4 protein-coding genes and 1 tRNA gene are annotated in these 15,676 nt (G+C 58.3%); all 5 read right to left on the bottom strand.

From position 1 onward, the window contains the following. Positions 1–17: 17 nt before the first annotated feature. The gene (locus AC1DW2_RS11080) at positions 18–1,973 is read right to left on the bottom strand and encodes a chromosome segregation protein SMC (protein ID WP_477006009.1); all 1,956 of its coding nucleotides are present in this window, start codon (positions 1,971–1,973) and stop codon (positions 18–20) included. Next, entirely contained in the window at positions 1,963–6,465 is a 4,503-nt protein-coding gene (locus AC1DW2_RS11075) for an Eco57I restriction-modification methylase domain-containing protein (protein WP_477006008.1), read from the bottom strand. The genes AC1DW2_RS11080 and AC1DW2_RS11075 overlap by 11 nt, the downstream gene beginning before the upstream one ends. 2 nt (positions 6,466–6,467) lie before the next feature. Then, positions 6,468–9,227 carry a helicase-related protein gene (locus AC1DW2_RS11070; protein WP_477006007.1) on the bottom strand — a complete coding sequence of 920 codons (2,760 nt, stop codon included), beginning with the start codon at positions 9,225–9,227 and terminating at the stop codon, positions 6,468–6,470. Then, positions 9,224–14,413: a DEAD/DEAH box helicase gene (locus AC1DW2_RS11065; RefSeq protein ID WP_477006006.1), complete on the bottom strand. Its 5,190-nt coding sequence runs from the start codon at positions 14,411–14,413 to the stop codon at positions 9,224–9,226. The genes AC1DW2_RS11070 and AC1DW2_RS11065 overlap by 4 nt, the downstream gene beginning before the upstream one ends. A 1,100-nt stretch (positions 14,414–15,513) precedes the next feature. Next, positions 15,514–15,591, bottom strand: a tRNA-Pro gene (locus AC1DW2_RS11060). Positions 15,592–15,676: the final 85 nt, after the last annotated feature.

Below are 15,676 nucleotides of genomic sequence, written 5' to 3'. Positions count from 1 at the left end.
CATGGCACTTTGTGAGGTCAGAGGTCGATCTTCAGCAATCTTTCAGCAGCAGGTGTCCCGTGGAGCATAAGACGAAGCCATGGCTCCGAACGGAATTCGCCAGGCGGCTCCGTCGTGGTCGTTATGATGTATTGAAATAACGGAGAAGGACCGAAGCCTTCGAGCTTTCTTGCAAACTCGAAAAGACGATCATAGATCGAACGACCGAGATCCGCTTCTCGAGGGCTATCGTGGAGGAGGAAACCAGGTAGGCGACTGTGGCCCTCCATCGTCAAGACCAGAGCGGCAAGATCGAACGCTACGACCTTAAGGGAATCGATGGCCGCAGTCGACCTTTCGCCGTCTAGTTTCGCGGTCAGGCCGAGACCATTGCCGTCCAACTTTGCTTCGCCCTCAATGTTACTAGACACTAGTTCCTTCAGGACCGCATCGAAGGCAAGCGACAAACGAGCGATGGATTCGCGAGCCGATTGACGGTGAGCCGAGAGTTCATCACGGCGAGAGCCCAATTGGGCGGTAGCTCGCTCGAGCGTTGCCACCAGATTTGCGCGATCGATCAGAAGTTTCTCATACCGGTCTGCGTCATCGGCGAGCCTTTGTGCCGCGCGGACCGTGTTCGACTGATCGACCAGGCCTCGCTCAAAGGCGGCGACGGCCTGTTCAAGAGGTGTCAAACGCTGACGGGCGACGCCAAGATCATATTGCAAACTGGACCTTTGGCCTTCCAAGGCCTCAACATCCTGAGCTTCCCGGTCCACATTTCCATTGAGGTTCGCAATGTGATGCTGAAGCGCGTGTAGGTCGCATGTCACTGTGGAAATACTGCAACCTTCAGCGACGGCCTTATCGATTGGGACCGCGCAGATAGGACAGACCGGATTGTTCTCCGCTATCCATCGTGCTCGGGATTCCGGCAACTCCGACCGGAGCATGACCAACGTCTTGGTCTTCTCTTCGATCCGCGTCGACACGTTAGACAACAATGCTTCTTTTTGGCGCAACTCGCCCGCAGCACGGTCGCGATCTCCGCGTGCTCCTTCCAGGCTCGTTATCGCGGTTCCGATTGGCAACTTCAGAGCTTCTGCGTAGCGCGCAGCCGCGCCCGTCTTGAAGTAGGCAGCGTCCAATTCCAAGCCGATTGCGGCTTCGGTCGGCGAGCCGAGCAGACTTGCAAGACTTCCGCGCGACCTGCCAATCTGCCAATCAAGCCGATCAACTTCAGAACGGAGTCTCTTCTCCGCCCTATCCTCATCTTCCTCTTTCCGCTGCGCTGCGATCTCGGTGTCTGTCAGTGCCCCGATCAACGCGCGAACGACGGCGAGCCGTTCCTCTATGGAACGACCACGTACAGGTGAACGAGAATCACTATGTGGATCGCGCCACTCAAGATGACCTCCGAAACGACATTCCTGGTCGCGCGTTAGCCATGCCAACGTGGCCTCCCATCTAGCGGGTTCACCAATCGTTGGAGGGAATAGCTTGCCCGCCCCCTGAAGGACCGCGCCTACTATCAAATCTCGAAGCGGAGCAATACCGGTCGCCAACGCACCTTCCTGACTGGCCTCATCGAGCGAGCCGCCCTCAACCACGACATCATGTCGGCGGGGACCCAGGGCACGCACGACGACCCAGAGCTTCCCATCAATCAACACTTCCGCACCGACGCGACCGTTCGGAAGTTTGTCAGAGATGCGATGGCGCTGCCCCTCCGGGGAAAAGCTTTCCTCGCCCAGGCAATAGCGCAACAAGCGGCAAAACATTGTCTTACCAGCACCATGGCCGATCGGACCGGCCTGAGCACTTCCGGGATCAGGCGACCAAACGATGTTCAGGCCAGGCTTGAGATCGACGCTCCGGATGATTGAGCCTGGTTCTTGCCAGATGACCAAGCGGCGAACCCAAAGGCGAGGACCGTTACGCCCTGGTGCTGGCGTGATCGAGAAGGAAGCACGTGGGAAGAGGTCATGCTGCATGCGTCCTCGCCCAGAGCTGATCCTCAGGCGCCAATTCGGTGAACGCCTCGTCGAGCGCTATGGCCTCCATTGCCTTGAGCACGAACGAAGCTCGACCGTAGGGCCACTCTTCGGGATTAATTTCGAACTCGCTGATCCTCGGGCCAGGCGCCCAGGTCTGCGCAGAGACATCTTCAACGAGTGCATGCATGCCACGGAGCTGGGTAACGGCGCTCCCCCATGCCGCGTTGATTCTTGGCGCCACCGCGATGACCGTGACACCTGTGAGAAGTTCGGCGGATGGCCCGACAAGGCGACGCCAGGTCGCGCGATCCGCGCCGGAAAGGCGCCGCGTCAAGTATCGCGGTTCTAGCGCGTAAAGTACCGCAAGACGGACACGGGAAATTGGGGTGGGTCCTTGAAGCGTCCGTAGCAGCGCGGCTAGCTGAATAGTCGCGGCATCCATCCCGAGCCCTGCAGGTCTCATCCAAGCCGCATCGGGCAAATGTGTCGGATCGACAGGCAGGATACGAGGGACCTCCGACGGATTGGCGGGAATAACAGGTGGAACCACGTCGGGAAGGCCTTCGCGCTCCAACTGATCCCAAGCTTGAAGTACAAGTCTCGCGGTTCGGTATTCACCAAAACGTCGGATTTCGTTGGTCTTAAGGCCGCGGAACGTTTCGGACGGGTAGTCCGCGCCCATCACGTCGGCAGGATCAAGGATGTAGCGTAGCTCATCGCGGGTGAGACCGTAGGCGCGCGCGTACCAAGCGTCGATTTCGGCTCGGAGCACCGCTCGCCGATCCTCCTCCCACTCGAATGGTTGTCCGTCGTAACCAAGGTCTCGCGCGAATGCTGCCATTGTTTGGTTGGTGTAGGTGAGTTCGAGAACGCGACGCGAGAGAAACGAGATAGCCGACGGGCTATAGTTTCTGAGCGGTATTACCGGCAACTGCTTCAGTATGAAAAAGCTGAGAGAGATTCCACCGAGCTTCTGCCGTGCAATAAAATCGAACGGTAGCGAATTGAAATTTGCGAGCAGTAAATGGCCCGGCGCAGCTTGATTCCATCCAAGTATCGGTAACTTGATCGAAGCAGGTTCTCGCGGAATCGCGAGAGCGATAACAGATCGCTCATCAGTTGATCGCGCCACGTCGCGATATGCAAGAAGCCACGGCTTATAGAAATTATACTTCTCGATAATCGAGTCAAACGACCGCTCGGAAACCCAGTAACGAAAATTCTGTTCATCTGATGATTTTTCGCTTTGGCTGAGCGAGCGGACGTCRTCACCGCCTTCATTGAACGATGCGTAACGAAGATCATAGGCGTTCGTCAGCTTACTCTCCCATACGGGAAGCAGCTTTTCACTCTCTTTAATCCAATAGGCACCGTCGCGACTAAAGCCTTGATCAGACGCTTGTGCGGCTGTCACAAGTTCATCCTTGTGATCGCCGAAATGTATGAGTCGAATGTAGTTTGGACTCCACTCGCTTCGCGATAGTTTCGAATCGTCGCGAATTAGTATTTCGGCGTTGCCGTACATTTTTGCGGTTAGTTCGGCGTCGAAACTCGTGCGAAAGATCGGTGCTGTAAGCGTATTCGGATTGATCCTGGCAATGCTTTCTCTTCCCAGTCGGAAATGGCGCCGCCTGTCGAGAAATTCATCTAACGTGCGAGAGAAAAAGCTGAAGTCCACAGCATCCGCCGCAGCTCCGGCCCGACCAATTGTGAGCAAGCAAAACTTGAACCGCGCGTGCCCGATACGGTCGAAATACCCCAAACCAGTTTGAAAGTCGTGAAGGCTGAATAGCCGTAGGTTTAGCATTAGTGATGCAAAGAATGGAGCGGTTGTCGCGTCGGTTGCGATACCCGTCGGCACAATAACGCCCGCGCGACCACGCGGCGAAGGAAGATTTGCGAATAGCTCGGCGAACAATGCATAGGTGTTCACGTCGCCACGTCCGGAAAGCGCAAAGCGTCCTCCATCATCTCCATCGATACGGGCGAACGTTGATGATGCTTCCGCCGAACGTTTTGCCGCCTCGAACTCTTCGTAAAGCGCGCGTTGGCGACTATCAGGCGGCGCGTCCCTCAGTTTCGCAATCAATCTTCCGCGCGCCGCCGCATTCGGCGCCTGCGCGATCTCAGAATCTCGCGACGCAAAAAACTCCTGCTCCTGGAGCTTTATGCGCTCCCAAGGCGGATTGCCAAGCACTACGTCAAATCCGCCAGCGGCCATCACATCAGGAAATTCCAATGGCCAATGAAACGCCTGCGCTTCCCCAGCGAGGTTCTGCGCACGATCAACGAGCGGGCCGTAAACCGTGCGTCCGGCAAGCGCGCTCCAAATCTGGGCGGTAGTCGGGATAGTCACGGTATCGCGTTTCATCGGTACGCCGCCTACTTTCGGCGCGAGAAATGCTGCGACATAAAGATCAGCAGCAATACGCGCTTGCCAACGACGGGATTCCGCGCGCACGGCTTCGAAACGATTACGCTTGGCAATTATTTCTTCTGGGCTATCCTCCGGCATGGCGCGCAGGGCTGCCGCTTCTCCCGCCATCGGTGCTGCGGCGGGCAGCCCGCCTCCGCCGCCGCCGAAATCAAGGCTGCCCTGACCGGTTCGTTCGGCCTTGTTGCGAATAAGAAAATGCTTTGCGGTCTCCTTGTCGTCGCCCGACAGCGGTTTGTAAGCGTCGTCAGGAACCCCTTTTTCTAGTGCTTTGAGGTCAAATAGGCCGAACAATGCATCACCGCAGCGGATGTTGGCATCAAGGAACCCCAGCGGCTTTCCGGGCTCCACTGTTTCGATCCAAAGCGCGACTTTAGTCAGTTCAACCGCCATCGGGTTGCGATCAACTCCATGGATACAGGCGCGGGCTACATCACGCAGCGCATGCCGGTAGTCCGCAGGTGCGGCGACGCCGCCCGTGCGAACCCTGGCGAGCCGCGTCGCGATCCGTCGCGCTGCCGCGAGCAAGAAATGCCCAGAACCGCATGCTGGATCGAGCACCGTAACCGACAGAAGTGCTGTGACTTGATCGTCTGCCTCAGCTTCGACGCGATCAAGAACCGGGTCGAGGGCGGAGTCGAGCAGTATGTGCACTAGGCTATCGGGCGTGTAATAACTGCCCGTGGTCTTTCGCGCATGGCCCTTGGCCTCTTCCCCTTCAGCAAAAACAAATCCACGACCGTCGTTAGTTAGGCGGGGGGTGAGTTCGAGCAAACTCTCGTAAACCGAACCCAGTTCCTCGGTCTCCATGTCGCGCCAATTGACCGGGACGAGCCCCGACTTTTCGCGCAGCCAGGCGAGACGGAAAATCGCTTCCATGAGGCCCCGGTTTGCGAGCCGAGCTGCATCGAGATGGGAAATTGCACCCGGAGCAAACAGGCCCCCGAGCGCCGGCAAGCCAAGTCGCTTTTCACCGCCCGTGAGCGCCGCGAAAGTGATCAGCAGGCCTTCCCAGCGATCATGGTGTCGGTCCCAAGCGGCGCGGCGCACTGCCCGGTCCCGCAATGCGGCGACCGAATAGCCCTCGGCATAAAGCTTACGCGGCTCTGCCGGAACATCCGGCGAATGCAGCAAATTTCGGTCTTCAGCGGCAAGCAAAAATATCAGCCGATAGACCAGACGTAAAAGTTCACTGAAGAATTCTGAGAGCGGCAAAGCGCCTGTGCGCAATTGCTCTCGAAGCACTGCGTTGCCGGGGTGCGATAGGAACCCGTTTCCAAAACAAAGCAGCGCAGCTTCAACCCCGTCACGCAGCTTATCCCTTGCGGAGACACCTTCATTCTGGGCGGCTGTTCGCCAACGTTCCAGAGCACAATCCGACGGGAGAGTTCCAGTAGTTCCGAACCGACTGGAATGAACAAGTAGCCACAGTGCGGCGAAATCCGCAAAAGCGTCGCCTTCGAAGATCTGACGAAAGTCGGCCTCTATGTAAGCCGGTCGGGTGAAGCTCGCGTTGTCACGGACCAGGCGTAGGTGATAGCCATTCGCGCATATGCCCCAGAGCGCGCCGTCTGTTGCATTGAGCCAGTCCTGCAAGGCAGAGGCAGCCGAACGACGTCGTCCATCCACCATCAGCTGCGTACTTGGGCGATCGAGCTGGTCAACTGTCGGGACCACTACGACCGGAACGCGCCCACCAATGCACTCCAGTGTGATCGCAAATTGCCGGTCGCCAATGACGCGCGCACCAATACGGTCAATCTCGGCAAACCCGAACACCTCGCGAAGAAGCTTATCAACAAAATTCACGGTTGCTGTCGCCGACGGCGTTTCTGTCACCGTCAGTTCTTGGAACATGGCTTGGCCGATACGGAAGTACCGAGCAATCTCGTCTCGCAGCGTCAAGCCCTTGGGAATATTGTAATCGGCATCCTTTTGGGCATCCGCCTGATGCTGGGCGACGCGGGCCAGCATCGCCGGCGCAATCAGCGCCCCTTCCACCACAATGGCATTGAAAGTGAGCCCGGACGTGCGGCCGGTGCGAGATCGTGACATTGCTATTGTCCCGCCGGTACGAGCACGTAAAGACCAATCACGTCTGGAGGCAGAACTGGCTCGACCGTGACCCGCGCACTTCCGGCCGCAGCAGCACGAACCCGGGCATGATCCTCAGCAAGCGCCAGTGCCCGGTCTCGTGCGTAGATGCCGATCGGTCCGTCGAGCACTTTTGGCATTTGCTCAATCGCCTTGGCCACCACCCGCTGTCGCGCGATCTGAGCCAGATCGGAGCTTGCTGCCTTTTCAAGTAATGCTCCGGCTGATTCGGAAGTCAGCATGACGGCAGCCTGGCCAGCATCCCAACCGAGCATTGCAGCTTCCTCGGCAAGCAGCATGCGTTCACGGCGCCCATGGACAATCAATTTGTACCGCAACCGTAGTAGCGCGACTGTAGTGACCACGCTGACTGCTGGCGTGAGCCATGCGCCCGCGCGTCCGAGCGAAGGCGCTGAGTTTGAACCTGCATCGAGAGCCCCTTCAAGTAGGACTTCGGCAAGCGTCCCAGCCAGCGGATGACTTCGCGTCACGATCTCCGCACCAGCCGGCGGGGGCTCTTCGAAGGCAATTCGTATTGTGCCTTCCAGGTCGCGCGCCGCTAGGCGTTCCGATACCGCGGCGGGCAACGCGGAAAGATGCGCTCGCATTGCGCCATTCTTACCCGGTTCTAGCGCCGCATCGAGCCGGCTCATTGCGCGCTCGACAAAACGACGGACCTCGTCGGGACCACCGAGTAGGTCGCGCCAGCGCTGCCACTCCGAAACGACTTCTTCGGGTCTGATTGTGTTTTGGGCAAACCGCGCCCGAGAGCGACGCTCACCCTCCTCCGCATCCCGCCAGATTGTCTCCATTGCTTTCGTGTCGGCGGCAAGGCCGAAGTCGAGGCTGAGTTGCGGGCTGCGTCCTTTACGAAGCAGCACGGCATTCATAAGCGCACCGGTAACTGCTCCTCGCTCGTCAGGCAATGGGACGGTGACACCCGTTGCCTTTCGAATTTGTTCCGCCTTTCGCAAAATCACTTCGAGCACAGCTCCATCGATCGAACTATCTGGTGAATAGAGGAGGACTGAGCGCACGAGCTTGGCCGGCTGACCAAAGCGATCGACCCTCCCCTCCCGTTGCTGATGACGCGTTGGATTCCATGAAAGGTCGTAGTGGATGACGGTGTCGAAGAGGCCTTGAAGATTGATGCCTTCGGACAGGCAGTCGGTTGCAACCAATATGCGCTGCTCGGCATCGCCCATCGCTTCGACACGAGCGCGTCGCTCGTCCGACGTCAATTCACCGGTCACCGCCTCAACTCTCAGTTTCGGGAATACTTTACGAAGGGCATCCGCTACATGCACGGCAGTTGCGATAAAACGGCAGAACACGACCGGATTCGCACCTTCCGACACAAGCGGTTTAAGCAACTTAACGACCGCATCCAGCTTTGAATCGAACTCCTTCGTCAGGCGTTCGGCTTGAGCGACGAGTGCCGCAAGCGGCCCCCCCTGTTCCAGGCCCGAAGTCGGCTCGACATCAACTGCGTCGCCTTCGTCTGAATCTTCATCAAAAATCTGCCCTTCGAGCCTGTCAGGGTCGGCGGCAAGCCGATTGCGCAGCGCACTCACTGCCGCTGCGGGTGATGAGCCGACGCATCTCATGAGTGCCAAGGTGCCCCAGAAGGCTAGGCGTCGCTGGCGTTGGTCAGGGCCAGCGCCCTCGACTACGCCGAGGCAATAATCAAGCACCGCATCGTGGAACGAGCTGTGGGCATCTGTCAGTTTGTAGGGACGTTCGGCAGTTTCGTGCCGAGGAAAAACACGTTCTTCGCCCCAGTCGCGTCCCGTGATGTCGATCCGTCGCCGTTGCACGAAATGGCGAGCAAGCCGTGCTCGATTTTGCTCACTCTCAAGCGCCCCTTCGGCAAAACTGGAATCGACCAAGCTGAGAAGCCTGTCAAATGCGGCCTCATCACCACTGTGCGGGGTAGCAGTCAGGAGTATCAAGTTGCGATCTTTGTCGCCTGCAAGTCGCTTGAGCAATTCAAACCGCTGTTGCCTACTCTGGTGCGTTCCAACACAGGCGTGAGCCTCGTCCACCACAACCAGGCCCGGGCACGACCGCGCAAAACTATCGCGTCGGCGTTCAGCCTTGATGTAGTCGAGGCTGACCACCGTAAAAGGGTGAGCGTCGAACAAGGTTTGTGAGGCTGGCAAGCCGCGCTCAAGGCTCGACGCGGAGGCTGCAGTAACGGCGACCGCATCAAGATCAAACTTCACCCTAAGCTCATCGGTCCATTGTTCGACGAGATGGGGCGGGCAGAGGACTGAGAATCGATCCGCCTCACCTCTGTCGATGAGCTCGCGAAGAATGATGCCGGCCTCGATAGTCTTACCTATACCTACGTCGTCCGCGATCAACAGCCGCACTACAGGAAGACGCAGGGCCATCAGTAGTGGCACGAGTTGGTATGCACGTGGCTCGAAAGCAAGCCGGGCTGCCGAACGGAATGGTCCTGCTCCTCGCCTCAGCGAAAGCCGGAGCGCTTCCGATAACAGGCGAGCGCCATCCTGAGTCGCAATCTCATTCTCTTTCGGCAATGCAAAGCGCGCGGGGCGTACCGGCTCGCGTTCGAGCGCCGGGTGAATCACTTGCACGTCCGCTTCTACCCCTGAAAGAGGCCGGAGGTGAAGGGTTTCATCTTCTGGGGAAGGTAGCGCGACCCATTCGCGTCCACGCGCGTAGACCAGATCACCCGGCGTAAAGAGGCTGCTCATTTACCTGCCCCGAGCAATTCGACTAAAGCAGATGGAGGCCGTTCGCCAGGACTTTCCGGAAGCGACACGATCGTAAAACCCAGTATCTCGGCCCTGCTGTGGGTCTCGGCCGCAACTTCTCCTATTGCCGCTGCCGCCAGATGCGCTCGCCATACAATCGGGAGAGCCATTCCATTCACACTTAGGGGCTCACGATCTGGCGCAGGGAGGCCCCAACGAGCAATAGCAGCGCTCCAATCACTCGGCACCGTTGCCGTGCTTTTCGGCACTGCGGTAGCAACCCTGCTCCGCGCCAACCTCAGTAGCAGGGTTCGAACGAGGTCATTTGTTCGATCGATTTGTTCGTGGTCCGGCTGGTTGTAATAAGATAGCAGGCAGCGATAGCAGCCTTTAACACAATTGGCGCCTTCGTCTTCTCGGAGCAGCGCCTTATCGGCAAATGTAATCGCTGCGGTCAGGTTACTGTAGTGCATGAGTTCGAGTGCAGCTCGTGCCACGCCTGCCAGTGCGGCTGGATCACTTGTGAGACGACCCAGCACGCCCGCCCCTCCTTCAGTCGCCTCGAACGCCAGAATGCCTCGCCGGTTGTCGCGCGATGGAACGGGCTCGGTCTGAATTTCACCTTCTTCGAGCTGGAAAACGATCTCAAGACCGCGCGCAAGCGCTTGCTGAAAGGTCGCCATGACCTCCAGCGGAAGGGGTTCGCCCGGAACACGCAACAACAGAGTGTTCTTGTGATCCTGAACTATTGGCACAACGCGCTGCTTGATAGGCCCATCCGGCTCCTGCTCCTCATCCTCCCCTTCGACCGGACTGCCGGTCCATCGGCCAGAGGCAGGATCGATGCCGAAGCCAAAGATGCTCTTTTCCTTGCGACGTCGGAGGCCTTTGTTAAGTCGACTGATTGTGGCACCAGGAGCGTAGCTAAGTGACAATATGCTGCCATCTGCGTCACTTGCGGCGGCGTCGACCACATCGAGACCGCCGTCGCGCTGCGACCAGGCGAATACAGTTTGGATCTCGAAGCCCTGGCGCTGACGATCTTCATCGTTCGCCGTGATCCGCTCAGCGGGCTTTGTCTCCACGTTGTCGATGCGAAGGACGTTCCGAACCGGATGAACGCCGCTAATCGGCGCATTGCAGGCGTGACATCTTTCGGGTTCGTGATTGCTATGAGAGGCACCGCACTCCTCGCAAATTTGAACCGTCATAGTTGCAAGGCGCCCGCCTTCCTCAGTTCGGATGCCCGGCGGCAATCGGGCCTTGTAGACTCGGTAGGCACGACCCTCGTGGTAGATCAAACTGCGGGGGCCAAATTCGGAAATAGCGATAAAACGAGCGCGTTGCAGGTAGGCAGCCTTCGAGCCGGCGGCCGTGGCGGGCACAAAGGCGTAAAGCGGCAGACGCGGGAAATTATAACCGGGGAGGAATCCCTCGGTCGCAAGATAGCGATAGGTGTAGAAATCCGCCCCGCCAGTGGCCGCGCCCCTTTCGAGCAATGCCAGCTGCTCGTTTGCCTGAGCCTGCTGGATCTTGGCTTCCTTGCGTTCCTTTGGCCCCAAACCGTGCATTTCCGATCGTCGATTGGCCTCGGTTAGCTGTGCATGCGCGCTCTGATAGAGCTGTCGCCATCGCTCGAAAGCTTCGGAAAATTTTCGCGGGGCTCCCGCCGCGGTTACGTTCGCGAATTCGACGCGATCTGCAGCCCACGGAGCCACCTCAGCTGGAAGCTCCGCTTTCACTCCGTCAAGAATGCGTCGCATTGAATTGGCTGCACGCGCGGTAAGGCCCGAATCGGAAAATGTCGCAGTGATATCTGACTGTACCGGTAGAGTGGAATCTCTCAGGTCGAGGACGTGGGGGATGTCCGCCTGTAGTTCCTGCGCAGACTCGGCGAGCCAGACGGCATGCAGGTGGGCCTCTATGAGGTCGCGGTTTGCAAGATCAATTGCAGGTGGCCTAACAATTCCACTCACCATCGCTTCACGTTTGCCGAAATAGTACTGGTCGTGCGGACTTTGCGCTGCGCAGTAGGTAAGGACCAATGCGGCCTGCCCAGAGCGGCCGGCTCGTCCGGATCGCTGGGCGTAGTTGGCAGGCGTAGGCGGCATGTTACGCAAGTAGACAGCATTCAGCGCAGAAATGTCGATGCCGAGCTCCATCGTGGGTGAGCAAAACAGGACGGGCAGGAACACGTTCGGCTCCCCGGCCCGACGGAGCTCCTCCTTTTCTTCAGCCAGTTTGGCCCGATCTTCCTCACCCCAGCGGAAACGCCATTCTCGCCATTCGCGGCGATCCTGCTCCACCTGGGCCGTGTGTTCACGGCCTTCGATCCCGAAGAGTGCTCCGCCCCCGCTTTCGATCGCGTCAGCGAGTGTGGTGTAAAGTTCAACGAAATAGGAGTTCGCGAGTTTGACATCGGCCCGACCTTCTCCAGCAACAAGGCGAACCGCATTTGCGGAGAGCCGCCAGCCGTCCACGTCGAAATTTGTCGGCACCTGACGGACGAGATCGTACTGGGCGGCGGCACCGAGAAGTGCGGCTATGACTTCCAGATACGTTTTGGAGTCGAGGCGCTTGCCCCAAATGCGCGGATGTCCAAGCTGCCGAGCGAGCCTGCCCCTTGGGCCACCGCGCACAATAAGCGGCTCACCCCGCAGACCCACTTCTGCGCGACGAGGTGCATCGACAAGAAGCGCTGCTGCGACCCGCGGCTCTTCCTGCGCTGAAATTGCCCATGGATCACGCAGGTTCTGCCGCGCTGCATTCGCGGCCGACTCAACGGTACCCGGGTCGAGAGAGTCCGCAGTGATCGCCAAGCCGTGACGCAAGTGAGTTAGCAGCATAGCAAGCGCGGTCTTGCGCTTTTCTGGCGTGGCGAGCCTAAGTTCCGGAGGCGCGGCTGCGAAGGCGCCGTCGTCGGCAGCTAGGTCATCAAGCGAGACGTACTCAGCATGGACAAGCCCAAGCTCTTCAAGATTCGGGTTGGTGAAGCGCCAACCACGTCGTTGGTCAACCCAGACGCGGTATGCAAGGACCCGAGATAGACTTTGCTCTGCATTTAATTGGGCTGCGCCCTTGCTCTCGGGATCCAGCATCCATTCTTGCCGACGGCCACGGTTGGCCGCGGTGAAGCCAAGTGCTGCCTGAACGCGCCTGCCAAATTCGTCATCGCTTAACCCGTCCGGTCCCGCGCGGCGAACGGCCGCCAGGATTGCTGCACGCAGAAGTGCGACGAAGAGGAAATCGTTGAAATGACCAGCCTGCAGGGCAGCATCTTGGCGATTGTCTGTAAATCCTAGAAGCTTTCGACTATGCGAGGGCAAAGAATGCGCGTGAGCATTCATCCAACGGACGGCACTCGAAACAAGGAGCGTCGTGGCGGAGCTACGCCCTTCGGCAGACAATCCGGCCAGCTTGTTGATTTCTCGCGCCTGACCCGCCGGCTGGTGCTTGCACGCGGGACAGAACCGGAATTTTCCGGGGATGAACCACATCTGCCGGCCTGTGGAGCTGATTTTTCCATCAGCGGCAACAGTGAGTGGTTGAGGCGCGTATGCCCTGCGCTCTCGACGCAAACGCGGAGCGCCTCCGCGATCAAGATCGAGCCAATCGTCGGGGAAATCCTCAAGATCGCCCTTGAATGTGAAGTCGGAATCATTTTCCGGCTCAGGCATCAAATAACCAGGCCGTTCGACGCTATCGGGATCATCGAGAGGCGTCTCATCGATGTCTCTAGGCAGAATGCATGGAGCGTCATCCTCCGTCGTTAAAACTACCGGGTGATGTTCTTGACCGCAGTTTCGGCAAAAGAAGGTCGCATACAGCCTTGAGGCTCGATCCTCTGGATCGAAGCGTTGACCGTCGAGTGTCACACGCCGCTGTCCAGCACCTCGCAAGGTCGCGTACACATGGCCTGCACCAGAAATGAATCTGTGGAGCTTAAATGCCAAAAATGCTCGATCGCCAACGCCGCCCCGCTCGTTCGCAGGGCGGCTCGCCAGCATCAGAAATGCCTGCAACTGTGACCGACAACGACTTTCGTCACATCCTGTTTGTTCCGCGAGGCGCTTTGCAGCTTCTGCAAGCGTTATAGGTTGCCGTCGCGAAAGTCGCTGGCCGTCCGAGAGGCCAATCTCCATTTCGCACCACACAGCGAGCGGATGACGGCTCAAAGCTTCATCATCCAGATCTGCAGGCAATTCTCTTTCGACCGTACCCTTGAGGGCCGAACCTAGTGTTGTCGACTTGAGATCTGAATCGGTCGCACGTTCAAGACTTTCTCCAACAACAGCGTCGCTAGAGATCGACGCCCCAAACAATCGGGAAGAAACCCTGGCAATTACCGCGGCCCGTTGAGCATCATCTCCCTCCGTGGCCATGGTTGCAGACGTCCCGATGCAGATCGGCTGATGATTCGGACAAAGGCGATCACGCACACGACGTACCAGCATGGCCACGTCTGCGCCTTGCCGACCGCGGTAAGTATGAAGCTCGTCGAGAACGAGAAAATCCAGCCCATGCGCATTTGCGATGACCGCACGGTCGAGCTGATTCTGCCGCGTCATCAACAGTTCAAGCATCATGAAATTGGTGAGCAGAATATCCGGCTTCGCTTCGCGAATGCGCTCACGTTCTTCAGGGCTCTCTTGTCCTGTGTAGCGGGCGAAGGTCGGCCGCAAATGCTCCGGTAAATCTGCTTGTTTGATGAATTTTTCGATTTCCTCACGCTGGCTGTTTGCCAATGCATTCATCGGGTAGATTATGATTGCGCGAGTGCGGGCAGGTTCGCCGGCAGCACGTGCGCGGATAGCTGCGTCGATGATGGGGATAAAGAAGCAAAGTGATTTTCCCGACCCGGTGCCGGTCGTAACAACAAAACTCTGGCCTGCCACTGCTTTGGCAACGGCCTGCGACTGGTGGCGATAGAGTGACAGCGGCTTGTCATCGGCGCTGAATATCCGCGCGGTCGCATCGTGCAATGTGCCGGACTTGGCAAGTTGATCGATGGACACTCCACGCTCAAACCGGGGATTAATACTTACAAGCGGCTCGGGCCAAAATCGGTCGCTGGTATAAATTTCTTCGACCTGCGCAAGGATGTCCGGCGCACGAATCTGCGTGAATGAGCGGGCAAATCTCTCGTAGTCCCTCAGCAGGGTTTCATCGAGCTCGAAGACATTCACGATTGGCGCCCCACCCTGGTTTGGAAGCTTTTCGCCTTTTTGACGGAGGCGCGAGGGACTGTCCAGCCGCCACTTTCGCGTGCACACAGATTGGCTGGAAAGGTCCTCGCTTCCACAGAGCGGATACGTCTAAAGTATGAGCGCGGCCTCCGAAGTAGGGCCCTGGCTACAAGTGTAGGTCGGGGCCCGGAATTCGAACCCGCCGCGCAGAGCAATGGAAGCCGGTCCAGCCCCCTAGGTGGGGTCCATCGCGTTAGCTTCCGCGGGATTCGTGAGACGCAATTGTAGCTCGCCGACGGCCGCAACCATGTAGCCCTTTTGAGACCATGACACTATTTCACAGTGCCGGTTATCTTGTGAGTGAGGCGCTGGTTCGCGCGCTCATCGTTCTATGGTGTTATGATTTGATCGGTTGGTCGGCATCAGCGAGCTGCGCTATTCATAGCCCAAAGCCCATACCCTGCGTGGCCGCGACCGCTAGTCGCGTCGCCAGCCTCTTAAGGTGTGATGGTTTGATCGACTGGTTCGAAAGCGGGGCAGCGGAAAATTCTGCTCCGCGATCAAAGTTACACGAAGGTTACATCGACTTTCTCTGACCTACATATTTTCAGGCGGGAGGAGCCGGTGTCCTCTCCGGGGCGGGCCTGTCCAATGTACCCCCTCCCTGGGGGGTGGTAGGCAACCGCACCTCTCTGCGTCTATGCCAGTTGTCGGTAGTCTCCGATCTTGAACTATCGACGGCGACGGCCACGGACATAGCTCCAGCCCGTACCCTGACAAATGGGGCAGCTTCCGTTGTTGCCGGCTCTGCCAAGGCCGTCACAGGCCCCGCATTTCGCCCAATCGTCATTGCCTAGTGCGCTACCATAAACGCCCTTGCAGCGTTTCCCGTCAGGCTGGCGACCGCATTGCGAATTTATCCGCTCAGCGCTGAAAGTTATATCACCGCACTTAGTGCAAACAGCAACGGGCGGCAGCTCTGTGGCCATGCACATATCCGTTCGACCATCGCCAGGCGGTTTAACCTAATGCGATGCTTCCGATGTGCTTCCGGAACCAAAAACTCCGGAAGCAGGTTTCCGTCAAGTCATTGATTTTATTGGTCGGAGCGAGAGGATTTGAACCTCCGACCCCTAGTCTCCCAGACTAGTGCGCTAACCGGGCTGCGCCACGCTCCGAACGTCGTTCCATTAGCTAGGATCGCCGCTTTGCGCAAGGCGAGGTCGCAGCATTTTGGCGTCCGCGCCCACAGCCCCCGGAACT

Source organism: Bradyrhizobium sp. P3_C3 (assembly GCF_056402655.1).
Note: the sequence above shows the minus strand (reverse complement) of the source record. Positions and strands in the feature narration are given on the sequence as shown.

Coding starts and splice junctions, on each gene's coding strand:
- AC1DW2_RS11080 (WP_477006009.1), bottom strand. CDS start 1,973: ATGCAGCATGACCTCTTCCCACGTGCTTCCTTCTCGATCACGCCAGCA.
- AC1DW2_RS11070 (WP_477006007.1), bottom strand. CDS start 9,227: ATGAGCAGCCTCTTTACGCCGGGTGATCTGGTCTACGCGCGTGGACGC.